At 43.0% G+C, this 13,677-nt stretch carries 12 protein-coding genes; 8 read left to right on the forward strand and 4 right to left on the reverse strand.

The window, feature by feature from the left end:
• Positions 1–43: 43 nt before the first annotated feature.
• Entirely contained in the window at positions 44–418 is a 375-nt protein-coding gene (locus AB0763_RS06230) for a PilZ domain-containing protein (protein ID WP_306101599.1), read from the forward strand.
• 142 nt (positions 419–560) lie between these two features.
• Here the strand turns inward: AB0763_RS06230 and AB0763_RS06235 are convergent, their stop codons facing one another.
• Positions 561–722, reverse strand: coding sequence for a DUF2986 domain-containing protein (locus AB0763_RS06235; protein WP_306101754.1), 162 nt, complete (start codon positions 720–722; stop codon positions 561–563).
• A 195-nt stretch (positions 723–917) separates the two neighbouring features.
• Positions 918–1,907, reverse strand: a complete 990-nt coding sequence (locus AB0763_RS06240; RefSeq protein ID WP_306101598.1) for a zinc-dependent alcohol dehydrogenase family protein — start codon at positions 1,905–1,907, stop codon at positions 918–920.
• A gap of 288 nt (positions 1,908–2,195) precedes the next feature.
• Here AB0763_RS06240 and AB0763_RS06245 point away from each other — a divergent pair, with 288 nt between their 5' ends.
• Positions 2,196–3,119: a 2OG-Fe(II) oxygenase gene (locus AB0763_RS06245; protein ID WP_306101597.1), complete on the forward strand. Its 924-nt coding sequence runs from the start codon at positions 2,196–2,198 to the stop codon at positions 3,117–3,119.
• 293 nt (positions 3,120–3,412) lie between these two features.
• Positions 3,413–4,636 (forward strand): M28 family peptidase, encoded by a 1,224-nt coding sequence (locus AB0763_RS06250; RefSeq protein WP_306101596.1) that lies wholly within the window; start codon positions 3,413–3,415, stop codon positions 4,634–4,636.
• A 71-nt stretch (positions 4,637–4,707) separates the two neighbouring features.
• On the opposite strand, the gene AB0763_RS06255 is transcribed toward AB0763_RS06250, so the two are convergent.
• Positions 4,708–6,714, reverse strand: a complete 2,007-nt coding sequence (locus AB0763_RS06255; protein WP_306101595.1) for a bifunctional diguanylate cyclase/phosphodiesterase — start codon at positions 6,712–6,714, stop codon at positions 4,708–4,710.
• A gap of 166 nt (positions 6,715–6,880) precedes the next feature.
• Between AB0763_RS06255 and AB0763_RS06260 the strand changes: the two genes are divergently transcribed.
• A complete protein-coding gene (locus AB0763_RS06260; RefSeq protein WP_306101594.1) occupies positions 6,881–7,834 on the forward strand; it encodes a PstS family phosphate ABC transporter substrate-binding protein in 954 nt (317 codons plus the stop codon).
• 107 nt (positions 7,835–7,941) lie between these two features.
• Positions 7,942–8,418, forward strand: coding sequence for an NYN domain-containing protein (locus AB0763_RS06265; protein WP_306101593.1), 477 nt, complete (start codon positions 7,942–7,944; stop codon positions 8,416–8,418).
• An 88-nt stretch (positions 8,419–8,506) separates the two neighbouring features.
• On the opposite strand, the gene tesA is transcribed toward AB0763_RS06265, so the two are convergent.
• The gene (tesA, locus tag AB0763_RS06270) at positions 8,507–9,118 is read right to left on the reverse strand and encodes a multifunctional acyl-CoA thioesterase I/protease I/lysophospholipase L1 (protein ID WP_306101592.1); all 612 of its coding nucleotides are present in this window, start codon (positions 9,116–9,118) and stop codon (positions 8,507–8,509) included.
• Here tesA and AB0763_RS06275 point away from each other — a divergent pair.
• The 3 genes from AB0763_RS06275 to AB0763_RS06285 all read left to right on the forward strand — a co-directional run bounded on the left by AB0763_RS06275 (position 9,117) and on the right by AB0763_RS06285 (position 13,613).
• Entirely contained in the window at positions 9,117–9,791 is a 675-nt protein-coding gene (locus AB0763_RS06275; protein ID WP_306101591.1) for an ABC transporter ATP-binding protein, read from the forward strand. The two genes, tesA and AB0763_RS06275, sit on opposite strands and share 2 nt — an antisense overlap.
• 1 nt (position 9,792) lies before the next feature.
• Positions 9,793–12,228 carry an ABC transporter permease gene (locus tag AB0763_RS06280; RefSeq protein WP_306101590.1) on the forward strand — a complete coding sequence of 812 codons (2,436 nt, stop codon included), beginning with the start codon at positions 9,793–9,795 and terminating at the stop codon, positions 12,226–12,228.
• Between the two features lie 524 nt (positions 12,229–12,752).
• Positions 12,753–13,613 (forward strand): hypothetical protein, encoded by an 861-nt coding sequence (locus tag AB0763_RS06285; protein ID WP_368643997.1) that lies wholly within the window; start codon positions 12,753–12,755, stop codon positions 13,611–13,613.
• Positions 13,614–13,677: the final 64 nt, after the last annotated feature.

Raw genomic sequence — 13,677 nt, forward strand, 5'->3', positions numbered from 1 at the left:
CTATTAATTAATTCATAAACAAAATGTTTCGATGGAGAGAGATATGACCAGTCTGCAAGGTGCGCAGCGCCGTCAATATTTTCGCTTGCGTTACCCAAAGCACGCACGCCCAGTCATCCGACTTGAAGACCGAAAGTTTTCAGTGTGTGAAAGTTCGGAAAAAGGTTTGCGTATCATGATGGGGCAAATGGCAGCCAATTTGTATTGTGGCCTACAAATGAAAGCAACCTTGTCCTTGCACGATGATAACGAGGTGGCGGTTGAAGGTTCGATACTTCGCTTTGATGATAATGAAGTCGTGGTCATTTTAGACAAAGGGCTGAGTTTTAAAGATATGGTTGCCGAGCAGCGTTATGTAAAACAGAAATTCCCCAATTTCTTTTCGGCTCAGCGTCAAAGTTTGCAATATGTAAACTGAACGTCTGATCTTCAGTGGCAGTCTGAGCAAGGCTCGTGTTGACTGCCATTCCACTCGACATTACTGACCATTTTGGTTTTTTACTCAGCGTTGAAAGTCTTACTCAATGTTGAGTGTGTTACCCAGAGGTGAGTGCTCAGCCTTATTCCATGTCCTCAACAGCGACCGTTTCACCTTGCTCTAATGACTGCTTTTCACGCTCTGCTTTAGAAATATAACGCGGTTTATTATTGCTGTGTAACTTAGCATTTTGTTTCTTTTTCTTGGCTTTTAGGATTTGATTGATTTTTTTCTTGCGGTTCATGGCTTGTGTATCCAAGGACAGTCATAGGGCAAAGAAGTGTAGGGGGTTTTAGACCAACTGGCAAATTAATTAGTACGACGTTTTATGAGTAGTACTTTGAAAAACGCTACCCCACTACAGATAGAGGCAATGAAAAAAGCACCGATTTAAAGTAAGAGCGGTACTTTAGTTATTATTTAAGTTAGCCTTATTAGGTTAGGTGATATCAATAACAACTTTGCCGATAGCTTTACCACTGGCTAAGTAATCATGTGCTTGTGCCGCTTCGGATAAGGTAAATGTTTTGCTATCAACAATCGGGGTGAGTTGTCCTTGTTCAACGATATCGGTTAATTTTGCCAAGATATCACCGTGATCTTGGCGGTTCACACTATGAATCATCGGCAGTAACATGAACACCACGTTTAGAGATAACCCTTTCATGTGTACCAAGGTTAAATCTTGTTCATGTAAAGCTAGAGTCGTCGAAATGTGTCCATTGAGTTTGGCTGCTTGGAACGAGTTGTTAAGGTTCGCCCCACCAACGGTGTCAAAAATAACATCAAAACCGGTATTACTGGTGTATTCTTCAACATAATCATCAACATTTTTTTGACGATAATCTATCGCAGTGGCGCCAAGTTTTTCGATTAATGTTGACTGAGTCTCACCAGTACCGGTGGCAAAAACATCAGCACCAAAATATCGAGCAAGTTGTATTGCCACATGACCGACACCACCAGCACCACCATGGATCAAGGCCTTGTCGTTTTGACCAATACCAGCACGAGTTAGCCCCTCGAAGGCGGTAATGCCAACCAAGGGCAAGGCTGCGGCTTCTCGCATAGACAAGTTTTTTGGCTTTAGCGCAATCAAACGTTGATCAGCGAGTATGTATTCAGCCAGTGCGCCGGGTAAATCACCAAGCCCACCTGCACAGCCATAGACCTCATCACCAACAGAAAACTGAGTAACACCTTCACCGACTTCGGTGATAACACCAGCAAAATCCATCCCTAAAACACCGGGTAAAGGGGGATGGAAAGGCAGCGCTTCGCCCATACTGCGAATCATCATATCTATCGTATTGACACTTGTATCAGCCACTTTAACGATAACATGACCAGGTTGAATGGTCGGGTTTGTTATCTCTGTTGTCTGAAACACACTTGTATCACCAAAGGCGCGAATGACATTTGCTTTCATAGCCAGTTCCTCTTGTTTGAAGTGGTTTCAGTGTATATTGTCAACATGCGATGAATAAATAGGCTAAATTTTAAATCTGTATTAACAATAACTATATAATTGCGCTGAATAAGCGCGCTATTACTAAGGAGGGCGAACACTTTGTTTTTCTTTTACTCTAAAAGGCGTTGGGATTTTGGTGGGTATTTTTTAGAAAATCTTAACAGTGTTTTGTCTTCAATCGGGATTCACCTCCGTCTTGGTGTGTATTAGTTTAACCCTCGACAACACATGTAAGAGGTATTAACTATGTCTACACCGAGCAAAACATCTCAATTAGAACGTGCACGCGCTTTGCCGCTACCTTCGCGTCAAGCGATGTTGAACCGCGAGCCATCAGTTCAAGCGTTTTGGCTATCAAATCAAACCTTGCTCGACCAAGCTTGGCAAGAATGGGAAGAACAATTAAATGACGATATTATTATTCCAGATGAAACGTTAATTGATCCACAGTTGCGTGCCGCGGTTAACCAGGCATGGCAACAACCAGATCAAGAACTTGAAGTGGAAAAGCTATTACAAGAAGTGTCACCTGGAGTGTATGAATTTCAGTTATTTGACCCTGAAAAATTGGTTGATTTACGCCGTTATTTAGATGAAGTCGCCAATGCTAACATTCCATTAAGGCCCCCTTATGGGATTGCTTTAAACCGGGGTGGGGCGATGTTAGACGAACGTTCCGAAGGGTATTTGGCGGCTCCCGGTTTTCAGGCTTTTTATCGCTTGGTGCTCGATAAATACATGCGACCCATTTCGCGTTTGATTTTTCCCGAAGTCATGGGTTATGACACACAAACCTTTGGGTTTTCAATTCAATATCAACCTGATACTGATACGTCTTTGCGACTTCATACCGATGCTTCGGCCGTGACGATGAATATTAACCTCAATTTGCCTAATGAGCATTTCGAAGGTTCGGAAATTGACTTTTACTCTACAACGAGTAATGAAATGGTGCGCTATACATTTCAGGCAGGTAAAGCCGCTATACACAGAGGTAATGTGGCCCATGCTGCTAGACCCATTACAGGCGGTAAGCGTACCAACTTTGTGCTATGGCTTTATGGCGATTATGGCCAAGTGCCATCGCCGGCACAACTGAACACGCCTGTTGATGCTCGCTTGCGTTGGGTCAATCCGGTGGTTAAAGCCGATAAAGTCGCGCCTTTTTGAGTCATTGCGGTTCAAGCACACGGCGATTTACTTAAAAATAGAAAGTTACCAAAGCGTCCTAATGGAATGAGTTGGTTGGGCGTCGTTAACCTATGGTATTGCTTAGAGCAAAGAAAAAACGACTAAGGTTTACGGCGCCGAGTTTTTTCAGTGGCTTTACACGCTCGCTGGCCCGCAGGTTTGGTTGGGCACTTTTGCGATAGCCGAATAAAGAGTGTTGATTTTGTCATGACAATCGCTCTATGATGACGATCTGTAAAATGAGAAACTCATCAAGGTGTTAAGGGTAAAACATGACTCAAAAACAAGATACCAATACGTCAATCTGGCAACAACCTATGCCAGAAGAACAATTTCGTTTCATGAAAAAAATACTTGCCTCACCATCCCCGGTTGGCTTTGAAGCAGCGATGTCTTATGGGGTGATCAAGCCTGAGTTTGAATCATTTATGCCTAAGTCGTGGGGCATTCATCAATTTAAGGCCAATGCTGGTCTTGTCTTTGATTCACACCCTGGCCGTGATGATCTTGTCAGTGTCATGATTGTTGGTCATGCCGATAAAATTCGCATGCAAGTTCGCAAAATAGATAATGATGGTAAAGTTTGGATTAATACCGACTCTTTTTTACCGACAACATTGATCGGCCATGAAGTGAAAATATTTTGTCGCGATCCATTAGAGAGTGGCAAAATGAAAGTCATAGAAGGTGCAACGGTCGAAGCACTTGGCGCGATTCACTTTTCTACCGCAGGTCAGCGCTCTGGTGATCAGGGCATTAAGCCAGAATCGATTTATCTAGAATTACACACCCACGGTGAAGAGCGTAAAAAACAAGTTGAAGCTCTGGGCATTCGCGTCGGTGACCCGATTTTGCTCGATCGCCCTATCAAACGCGGTGTTTCACCTGACACATTTTATGGTGCCTACTTAGATAATGGTTTGGGATGTTTTTCCGTGACTGAGGTCGCACGTCTTTTAGCCAATGAGTCACTAGAGAATGTCCGCGTGTTGTATACCATTGCCACTCATGAAGAAATTGGTCGTTTTGGCTCAGCTCAGTTGGTGGGTGAGTTAAAACCGGATGTGTTGATTGCGACAGACGTGAATCACGATTATGAAGCGGCACCTGGTATCGGAGCCCGCAACATGAATCCTTTAAAAATGGGAGACGGTTTTACCATAGGTCGTGGCTCGGTTGTTTCTGAATTCTTGGTTCAAGCTTTCGAGAATGCTTGTCAGAAAGATTCGATTCCTTACCAATTAGACTTTTCGGGTCGCGATATGGGCACAGACGGCATGGCTGCTGCCTTAGCGGGCGTGGACAGTGCTGCGATTACGATTGGCTACCCAATTCGCAATATGCACACGGCATCAGAATCGGCACATACTGGTGATTTACTGGCTTCAATTTATGCGACCGCACAATTATTGCGTGATTTTAATGCCATGAATGATGGTAAAGGCATTCGTCGAGATGATCTTAAAAATGGCCATGTACGCTTAGATCAAGCATAAACCCTATTTATGATCTCAAGGCCACCTTAATGAGGTGGCCTTGTTGAACCTAAAGACTCAGTACTTGTGGATTAATTGAGTAAAGAAATGACATTTGATCTCTCGGTCAGGTTTAATTTCCCTACTAAGGTATTTGCATCTACAGGGGGGGTCAGTAAAAAACCTTGACCAATTTCAAAACCTAAACTGACTAATGCGTTTTGTTGCAATTCCGTTTCTACTCCTTCAGCGATAACGGCTAGGTCGAGATCACGTCCTATTTGTAGAATATTTTTAAGCAGTAAAGTCGACGTGCGGTTTTCGGTTAACTCTGATACAAAACTGCGATCAATTTTTAACGTGTCAAACTCGAACTTTTTCAAATAAAGCAGTGAAGAGTACCCTGTACCAAAATCATCGAGAGCAACCCCAACTCCAATCTCTTTTAATGCGTTAAAAATCTCCTGAGCATATTGATCGTTTTCTAGTAAAGCCGTTTCTGTTATTTCTAACTCTATGGTGTGTGCAGGTAAGGGAAAGTCTCTAAGTATACTTTTTAGTTGCTCAAAAAAGTGGCGTTTTTTAAGGCTGTTCGCCGAAATATTTATACAGACTTTACCAAGGTTTATACCTTGTTGGTGCCAGGACTGACACTGCTTTAGCGACTTTTCAATGATTAATAAATCCAATTTGTCTATGTGACTACAAGATTCGGCGAGAGGAATAAAATGATCGGGGTAAAGCAAGCCTTTTTTCGGGTGCTGCCATCTCGTCAATACTTCCACACCGAGGATTCTTTGATCTTTCATGTGCCAAATAGGTAAGTAATGTAAAACAAACTGGTCGTTGGCAATAGCGACTTGTAATGCGCGCTCATTATCTCTTTGCAGTAACGAGCGTTGATTGAGCTCTTCTGAATAGAATTGCACGTTGTTTTTACCCAATGATTTTGCATGGTACATAGCATTATCGGCATATCGAACTAATGACTCGTGGTCATGGCCATCTGTCGGGAAAACAGAAACACCAATACTCGCCGAAATATGAGCGGTAAAGTCGTCAAATACAAAGGGGGACTCGAGTGCGGTAATTAAGTTGTTCGCGATATGGCGGGCACTTTGACTCGCTTCTTCAACACTTTTTTGGTGGCTGAGAATAACAACAAACTCATCACCGCTAATTCGAGCACAGGTGTCGGAAACACGAATGCGCCGAGTTATGCGTTTTGCAACTTCACGTAATAATTTATCCCCGGCTTCGTGCCCGTATTCATCGTTGACCGCTTTGAAATGGTCTAAATCAATGAACAATAAACTAAATGCTAAGTTTAGTCGTTCGGAGTTGATAATAGACTGGTTTAATCTATCTTTGAATAAAGTTCGATTAGGGAGGCGAGTTAAGGTATCAAAATGCGCTTTTTGATGTAGTTCTTGATTTTTAGCCTCGATGTCGGTATTAGCTTTTTTAAGTGATAAATACAATTTACGCTTGTTCGATTCGATGCGAAAAAGGTGAAAGTTGATGAAGCTGGCGATAATCACCGCAGCCACGATGAGCGACAAGCTGATGTATTGATATTGAGCCACACTACGCTCTACGTGCAGTTTGATTTGTCTCTTTAAGTCATCGGCTTGCTGGATAAAGTCTAAAAAAATCGCATCGCTAAGGATATCGACTTCACTACCGGGTGTCGATGTTGATTGTTGTGCATATCGAATGGTGTCGTAGTGGCGAAAATCAACTAAAGTTTCACGCATAGAAACGACGATGTTACGCAATTGCTCATCTTGAATTGGTTTAAACCGGCCTCGGATACTTTCCCCTCCCTCGAGAAGTGCCAGTGCGTACCAATCTGCTAAATCGAGAAAATACCACACTTCCTTGATCGATTGCGTCGTATCGCCTGATAGAACTTCCTCAAACCACACGTGGGCCATGGCGCCATTGACTTTGATCTCTTCCGCTGCCTCGATGGTTGGCATTTCTTTGACTAAGATACGGTTGCCTTGGTAAAAAAGCGCGCCAGCGAGGCTGATAACCGCTGCGGCTAAGATAATGGTTGTCGTAAAGATGCTTTTGGCGCTAAAAGAATAGGACATAGATAATCTGGATTAAAATTAATAAATGATTCACAACATTAGCCAAAAATTCGGCTATCTTGAAAGTCAGATTAATAGATAACTGTGATGTTAATATTATACCATGAGTGTTTTTTCGTTTTGCTCTTCAATTAGATTGTTCTTTCTTTATGCGGGAAAAAGAATAATGAAATGCGTTTTCGGAATTTGTATTGCCCTGTTTTGCATTCGAACTGTGATGGCGAATGATCTCATTTTGATTGATGGCTCGAGCACCGTTTATCCTATTACTTCACAAGTTGCACAAGATTTTTATCGTTCGGAAAGTGGTAAAACCAAAGTCTTGGTTGGCATTTCCGGTACCGGGGGAGGATTTAAAAAGTTTTGTCAGGGCGAACTGGATATGTCGAATGCCTCTCGCGCTATTTCTTTTAAAGAAAAAGCATTGTGTCAGAAAAACGGAATTGAATACTTTGAACTGCCGATCGCTTTAGATGCCATTACCATCGTGGTCAATAAAGACAATGACTGGGCGTCAACATTGTCGGTCGAACAACTTAAACGGGTTTGGCAAGACGACAGCGAAGGAAAAGTGACAAACTGGCGTCAAATTGACCGTGATTTTCCGCCGCGGCCATTAACCCTCTACGGGCCTGGGACTGACTCCGGTACTTACGATTATTTCATCGATGCGATTGTTAATACCCAGCGTAGTCGTCTCGATTACTATGCCAGCGAAGACGACGAAGTTCTGGCTCAAAAAGTCGCTCAAGATAGCAATGCGATGGCCTTCTTTGGGCTGTCTTATTATTTAGAGCACAAAGACACCTTAAAAGCAGTGGCTATTTCTTACGACGGTAATGAGCCCGTAATACCGAGCTTAAAGACGTTGAAACAAGGGGAGTATCAGCCGCTGTCTCGCCCGCTGTATATCTATGTCAATAAGCAGTCGGTAGACGATTTCGCTTTTGTCGACCGTTTCGTTCATTATTTCTTTCACCCTAAACGGTTAATTCACTCGATTAAAGAAGCGGGCTATGTCCCTTTGTCCGAGTATGAATACCAAAATATCTTACGACATTATTCATTGGGTGAGCCATTGTCTTTTGGTGATGACGGGCGCTCGTCTTTTAGTCCATAGAATCGCCTTTATACGCTGATTTAGTATTGCGTTTATTTCTCAAAATGGCGGAAGTGTAAATTTGACTTGGACTTTGCTAAAGTGGCGTTTTTATTCGAGTCATTGTTATGGAAAACATCGCCGTTTTTGTTGATGTTCAGAATATTTATTACACCACGCGAGATGCTTTTGGGCGCTCGTTTGACTACAACCGCTTTTGGGCTCGCGCTTGTGAGCATCGCAATATCGTTTGTGCTAACGCTTATGCCATTGCATCAGAGCACCCTAAATCTCGCCAGTTTCATCATATTTTACGCGGTATCGGTTTTGAAGTCTTACTTAAACCCTTTATTCAACGCCGTGATGGCAGTGCGAAAGGAGATTGGGATGTCGGCATCGCGCTCGATGCTTATGAAGCGGCGGCCTCTGGTGTTGATACCGTAGTATTGCTAACAGGTGATGGTGATTTTTGTCACTTAGTTGAGCGTATTCAACAACGTTTTAATACTCGTGTGGAAGTTTATGGCGTTGAAAAACTCGCAGCACAAGCTTTGATTCACGCCAGTGATGAGTATCACCCAATTGAGGGTGAGTTATTACTTTAATCCGAACGCTTAGCGTTTAGTCCTTTGCTAACCCGATTTGACCAACCCTGATGGCTTATCCAATTAAGGCGTATTGTAAAAAACTATTTCATTCGTTTGATGGTGTGAGGTGTTTTGCTAGCTGCACAGCCATGGTGTTGGCGATCCAAGGTTGAGCCTTCTCGTTGGGGTGAATGCCATCATTTCTCATCCATTCCGATTTGGTGATGATTTGCTCAAGGAAAAAAGGGAGCAAAGGAATATTGAATTGTTTGGCCGCTTGTGGAAATACTTGTTCAAATGACTGAACATAGCGTTGCCCATAGTTAGGTGGTGCCTTCGCCTGCATCAACATGGCTTTACTGCCCATTTGTTGGATGAGTGTTATCATTTGGTGGATGTTTTTTGTCACAATAGGGGCGGGAAAGCCACGCAGTCCGTCGTTGCCACCGAGTGCAATTAATACCCATTGAGGTTGGTGCTGTTCCAGCAGTTTTGGAAGTCGAGCGAGCCCATTCCCAGTCGTATCCCCAGAAATACTGGCATTAATGACGCGGTAGTCATACCCTTGTTTTTGCAATTGTTCAGGCAGTAAGCTTGGCCAACTCTGTTCAATTTCCATCTGATAACCTGCACTTAAGCTATCACCCAAAATCAAAAGTGTGTTACTACTAACAGAACAAGAAATAAAAACGAAAAGCAAACCAAAGAGTCTTATCATGTCAAAATCCGTTATTCGTGCAGAATCTATTCGCAAACTAGTTTCTACTAATCAAGAGGATTTAACAATCCTTGATAAGGTAAATTTTTCTATTCAACAGGGAGAGACGGTGGCGATAGTCGGGGCTTCTGGGGCTGGAAAATCGACACTAATGACCTTGTTGGCGGGGCTAGATACTGCCTCAGAAGGAGATGTGTACCTCTTTGATAAGCCTTTATCTCGTTTAGATGATGAACAGCGAGCGCAATTAAGAGGTCAGTATTTAGGATTTGTATTTCAAAGTTTTTTGTTAATTGAGAGTTTAACCGCTTTAGAAAATGTCACTCTTCCTTGCTTGTTAGCCGGTAAAGAAGAGGACAACAAAAGAGCGGTTTCTCTTCTCGAATCAGTTGGTTTAGGCCATCGCCTGCATCATACCCCGGCACAGCTTTCGGGCGGCGAACAACAGCGGGTCGCGATTGCACGAGCGTTTATGACGCAACCCAAAGTATTGTTTGCTGATGAACCTACCGGGAACTTGGACCAAAATACGGCTCAAAACATTGTGGATTTACTGTTTGCATTAAATGTTGAGCACGGTACTACCTTGGTATTGGTCACACATGACCCCAAACTAGCGCAGCGATGTCAGCGGTGCTTTGAGATGACCAATGGTCAGATCAAGGAGGTGTAAAATGTTCAATCGCGCAGTGAAGTTACAACGTTTGTGGGTGTGGAGTTGGCGTGAAATACGGCGTGGTAAGTTGTGGCCTATCACTATTGCACTGAGCTTAATTATCGGATGTGTTTTTGCACTTTCTGCACTCTCCATTCGTCTAGAGCAAGTTGTGGTAAAGCAGGGTAAAGAGGCGCTAACCGCCGATTTGGTTTTTTCTTCGGCAAACCCGATCCCGGAGGCTTTAAGAGAAGCAACGAAGGGCAATAACTTAACCAGTGCAATACAAATTCGCTATAGGACTATGGCTTTTAGCCAAGAGCAAATGCAGTTAGTCACGGTTCGGGCCGTTAGTGAAAATTACCCTTTACGGGGTGAGTTGCGGTTAGAAGGGCAAAAGGGGATGTTCGACCGCGTCCAGCCCGGAGAGCTATGGCTTGATGGTAGAGTCATGGCTGCTCTGGATGTAAAAGTCGGTGATACTGTCTCTGTTGGTGATGCCGATTTCACTGTCTCGGGGCGTGTCATTCAAGAGCCTGGGGTGAGTTTTAATCCCTTCCAGCAAATGCCAGCTGTGTATATCAATCAAAATGATGTCGTTAAAACAGGCGCATTACAACAAGGCAGTAGGGTGCGCTATCAGTGGTATATTAACGGTTCAACATCCGAACTCACTTCACTCAAGCAATCAATAAATTTAACCCCCAGTGATAGATGGATCGACGAACAAAGTCCATCTCGTCGACAAGGTATTTTTGAAAGAACAACCCAATACCTTTCTTTAACGGCGGTCATTGTCATTATGATGGCAGCCACAACCTTAGTGTTGACTTGTCAGCATTATGTTTCTACTCGGACTCAAACGGTTGCGATGTTGAAAAGTTTGGGGGCAAGTAAATGGTGGCTTAAACAATGGCTCTTAATACAAGTTTGTTTTTTACTGCTCTTGGGGTCATTAATCGGTTTTTCCGTTGGTATGGGACTTGAATGGCTATTAAGGTTGCCGTTAGCGGGATTATTGCCGACGCCGTTACCTAGCTATGGTAGTGGGCCATTTGTCGCCGCTTTACTGACCTGTATATCAATCGGTATTCCAGCGTTAGGGATACCGTTGACCAAGCTAATCAATACGTCTGCTGTCGCTGTTTTACAACCTCAGGATAATTCATTTTCAATGTCACTATCTCAGTGGACAATGTTGTCTGTTCCGTTGCTGGGCCTTGGGATGTTTTATGCGAACAATGCTTTGGTCTGGGCTATATTGGCCGGTATTTTGGCACTGCTTTTTGTGTTAGGTACTATGGGGATATTCCTTTCTAAGCTATTGGCGAAAATACCGCTTGGCGTAGCGATGAAATTGGCTGTGAGCCGAATCAATCGCTCTCGTTTTGTCAGCGGTTTACAATTTGCTGCTTTGGGGTTGTCACTGATGTTGTTGGCCCTAATTTGGTTAGTAAGAACCGACTTATTGGCTGACTGGCAAAGAGCATTACCCGACGGTGCTCCCAATGTCTTTGCGATTAATATTGCTCCATACGAGCGAGATAATTATTTATTGATGTTAGAACAAGCCGATATTGCACATTCACTCACCTATCCTATTACTCGCGGGCGAGTGAGTGAAATTAATGGGGTTGATGCCAAGTCAGCACCGGGGATTGATCCGCAAGATGATGTCTTTCGACGAGAGATAAATTTTACTTATCTAGAGCAACTCCCCCAGAGTAATCAACTGATATCCGGCCAATGGGGGCAAAGCGGAGGGGTGTCCGTTGAAGAGGAGGTGGCTAAGGCAATGGCAGTTAAGGTCGGAGATAAACTGTCTTTTGTGATTAATGGCCAACAAGTTGACGCGACCGTGAATTCGATTCGCTCAGTGGAATGGCGTGAAATGAAGCCCAATTTCTACTTTATCTTCACACCTGATGTTTTGTCTGAGCTGCCCGTTACGTGGATGCTGAGTTATCGAATCGATCAGGATCAAGAATCGATTCTGAATCAATTGACGCGTCAGTTTCCGACGGTGAGTACATTGGATATTCGTCAGTTAGCCACTAACCTTGAGGCAATATTGACTCAGATTATCTGGTCGATCACCGTATTAGCGGCACTTGGTTTAGCGGCAGGGACTTTATTGATTGTGACGTTGATGCGCTTAAGTTTGAGTCAAAGAAAAAATGAAATTCGTCTTTATCGTACCCTTGGTAGCAGTAAAAAAAGCTTGTCTTTAACACTTTGGTCTGAATATGGGCTCTTAGCCATTATAGCAAGTTCGGTGGCAGCCTTAGGCGCGGAGTTAAGTGTGGCACTGGTATTGGGCATTGGTTTTGATGTTGAACCGCGATTACACCCATTGTTGTGGGTTGTCTTGCCATCAGTCACGATGTTGTTACTGGCGTTGACTTTGCAAAGCTCCATTAAGCAACTGTTGGTGCCATTGACGACTAAAAAGTAATCGCTTGAGCAAATCCTTGTCTGTGGAGGGGGAAGTGTCACTGCAGACAAGCTTCTCAGGTGGTTCGATGGTTTATTTTTTATTGTCCATTTAAAGTGTGTTCGGTGCAATTATCCGTTCAAAAACGTGGTTTACGTTGTCTATGGAACAAAAGCGATGAAAGCGATTGAGGTCGTAAGTTGCATCTCGACGTTGAAACTTTCATAATAATGGCAAATCATTCGAGTTGTAATTAAATTTCATTGAAAGATTAACTTAAAAAACATAGCTTGGCGGTTTTTGTTATGCAAATAATGTTTAAACTTTTGATTTTTAATGTATTTAATTTTTCTTTGCTGTTTGTTTTTATTTGAACTCAAATAAGTTGACTTCTAGCTACTTTGTTGAGTGTTCAGCGGGTTCATATCCATTGTAATAGGGCACGTGCCGGCAAGGTAATCGCATTCAGTTGACAATGTGTATGACTCGGTTTAACGCCAAATCATTGCTTATTAACGATGATGTTTTCACTTTAAATAGGATAAATGATGACTGATATGTCTTCTTCGCCACAAAAAAAACACGAAAAGTGCTCAGTGTTTGGGCGACTTTTTTCAATTGCGCACGACGATCCAACACTCAATGAGAGCACCTGGTCTCAAATACAACCTTGTAAAACCTATCGTTTGGGCAGCAAGTCCATTTTTATTACTCAACCGAGTTCAAGCTTTTGGGTGTACTTTTTAGGTCTTGTCACTTGTTTACTTGGTGTTTTTTTATTGTTCGATCACCAAGAGCAACTGTCTCGCGTTTGGTGGGGAATTTCTTTGTTGCTATGGGGGATTGGCGCATTGATTGCTGGTACGAGTTATCAAGCATTTGGCTATCAATTGAAATGCCAAGGGAGAAAGAGAGTAGCCTGGACCAGCTGGTGGGAAGTCATCTACCTCATATTCCAACAAGTTAGTGTGAATGCTATGTTAGTCGGCGTGGCTTACTCCACCTTGTCGCCCAGTGGTATTCAAATCAGTCTTTATGTCGCCAGTTTGGTCTCGGTTGCTTATGTCCTTTTCATTGCCTATGGCGCATTTAAGCCAGTAAAATCTTTTATTACTTTTGAAATGATGTGCTGGTGGTGTACGCCTTTTATTGTCTTCATGACAATACTAAATACCTGGAGTTTCTGGCAGACGGGCGCAGAGTTACAATTAAGTTTGATTGGAGTATGGGGTGGCTTATATTTAACTATGTATTTGTATTGGATCTATTACCGAGCTGATCTAACCGCTAAATTGTGGCAAAAAAAGCGCTGGTTTTCCGAAAATGACGTTTTGCATGTTGCCCTAATCATTTGGGTTGCTTACTTAGCTTGGTTCGTTGAACCGTTGATTTTAGATCTGAAGTAATCGAGCGAGTATGATGGCTACATTTTGAGTGACAGTGTAAATATATAGTCAATTACATTAAGTT

The sequence above is a fragment of the Vibrio sp. HB236076 genome (assembly GCF_040957575.1).
In the GTDB taxonomy this organism is placed as follows: domain Bacteria; phylum Pseudomonadota; class Gammaproteobacteria; order Enterobacterales; family Vibrionaceae; genus Vibrio.

Excerpts from the sequence above, each read along its gene's own strand:
- AB0763_RS06230 (WP_306101599.1), top strand. The coding sequence starts at position 44 with ATGACCAGTCTGCAAGGTGCGCAGCGCCGTCAATATTTTCGCTTGCGT.
- AB0763_RS06235 (WP_306101754.1), bottom strand. The coding sequence starts at position 722 with ATGAACCGCAAGAAAAAAATCAATCAAATCCTAAAAGCCAAGAAAAAG.
- AB0763_RS06240 (WP_306101598.1), bottom strand. The coding sequence starts at position 1,907 with ATGAAAGCAAATGTCATTCGCGCCTTTGGTGATACAAGTGTGTTTCAG.
- AB0763_RS06245 (WP_306101597.1), top strand. The coding sequence starts at position 2,196 with ATGTCTACACCGAGCAAAACATCTCAATTAGAACGTGCACGCGCTTTG.
- AB0763_RS06250 (WP_306101596.1), top strand. The coding sequence starts at position 3,413 with ATGACTCAAAAACAAGATACCAATACGTCAATCTGGCAACAACCTATG.
- AB0763_RS06255 (WP_306101595.1), bottom strand. The coding sequence starts at position 6,714 with ATGTCCTATTCTTTTAGCGCCAAAAGCATCTTTACGACAACCATTATC.
- AB0763_RS06260 (WP_306101594.1), top strand. The coding sequence starts at position 6,881 with ATGAAATGCGTTTTCGGAATTTGTATTGCCCTGTTTTGCATTCGAACT.
- AB0763_RS06265 (WP_306101593.1), top strand. The coding sequence starts at position 7,942 with ATGGAAAACATCGCCGTTTTTGTTGATGTTCAGAATATTTATTACACC.
- AB0763_RS06275 (WP_306101591.1), top strand. The coding sequence starts at position 9,117 with ATGTCAAAATCCGTTATTCGTGCAGAATCTATTCGCAAACTAGTTTCT.
- tesA (WP_306101592.1), bottom strand. The coding sequence starts at position 9,118 with ATGATAAGACTCTTTGGTTTGCTTTTCGTTTTTATTTCTTGTTCTGTT.
- AB0763_RS06280 (WP_306101590.1), top strand. The coding sequence starts at position 9,793 with ATGTTCAATCGCGCAGTGAAGTTACAACGTTTGTGGGTGTGGAGTTGG.
- AB0763_RS06285 (WP_368643997.1), top strand. The coding sequence starts at position 12,753 with ATGATGACTGATATGTCTTCTTCGCCACAAAAAAAACACGAAAAGTGC.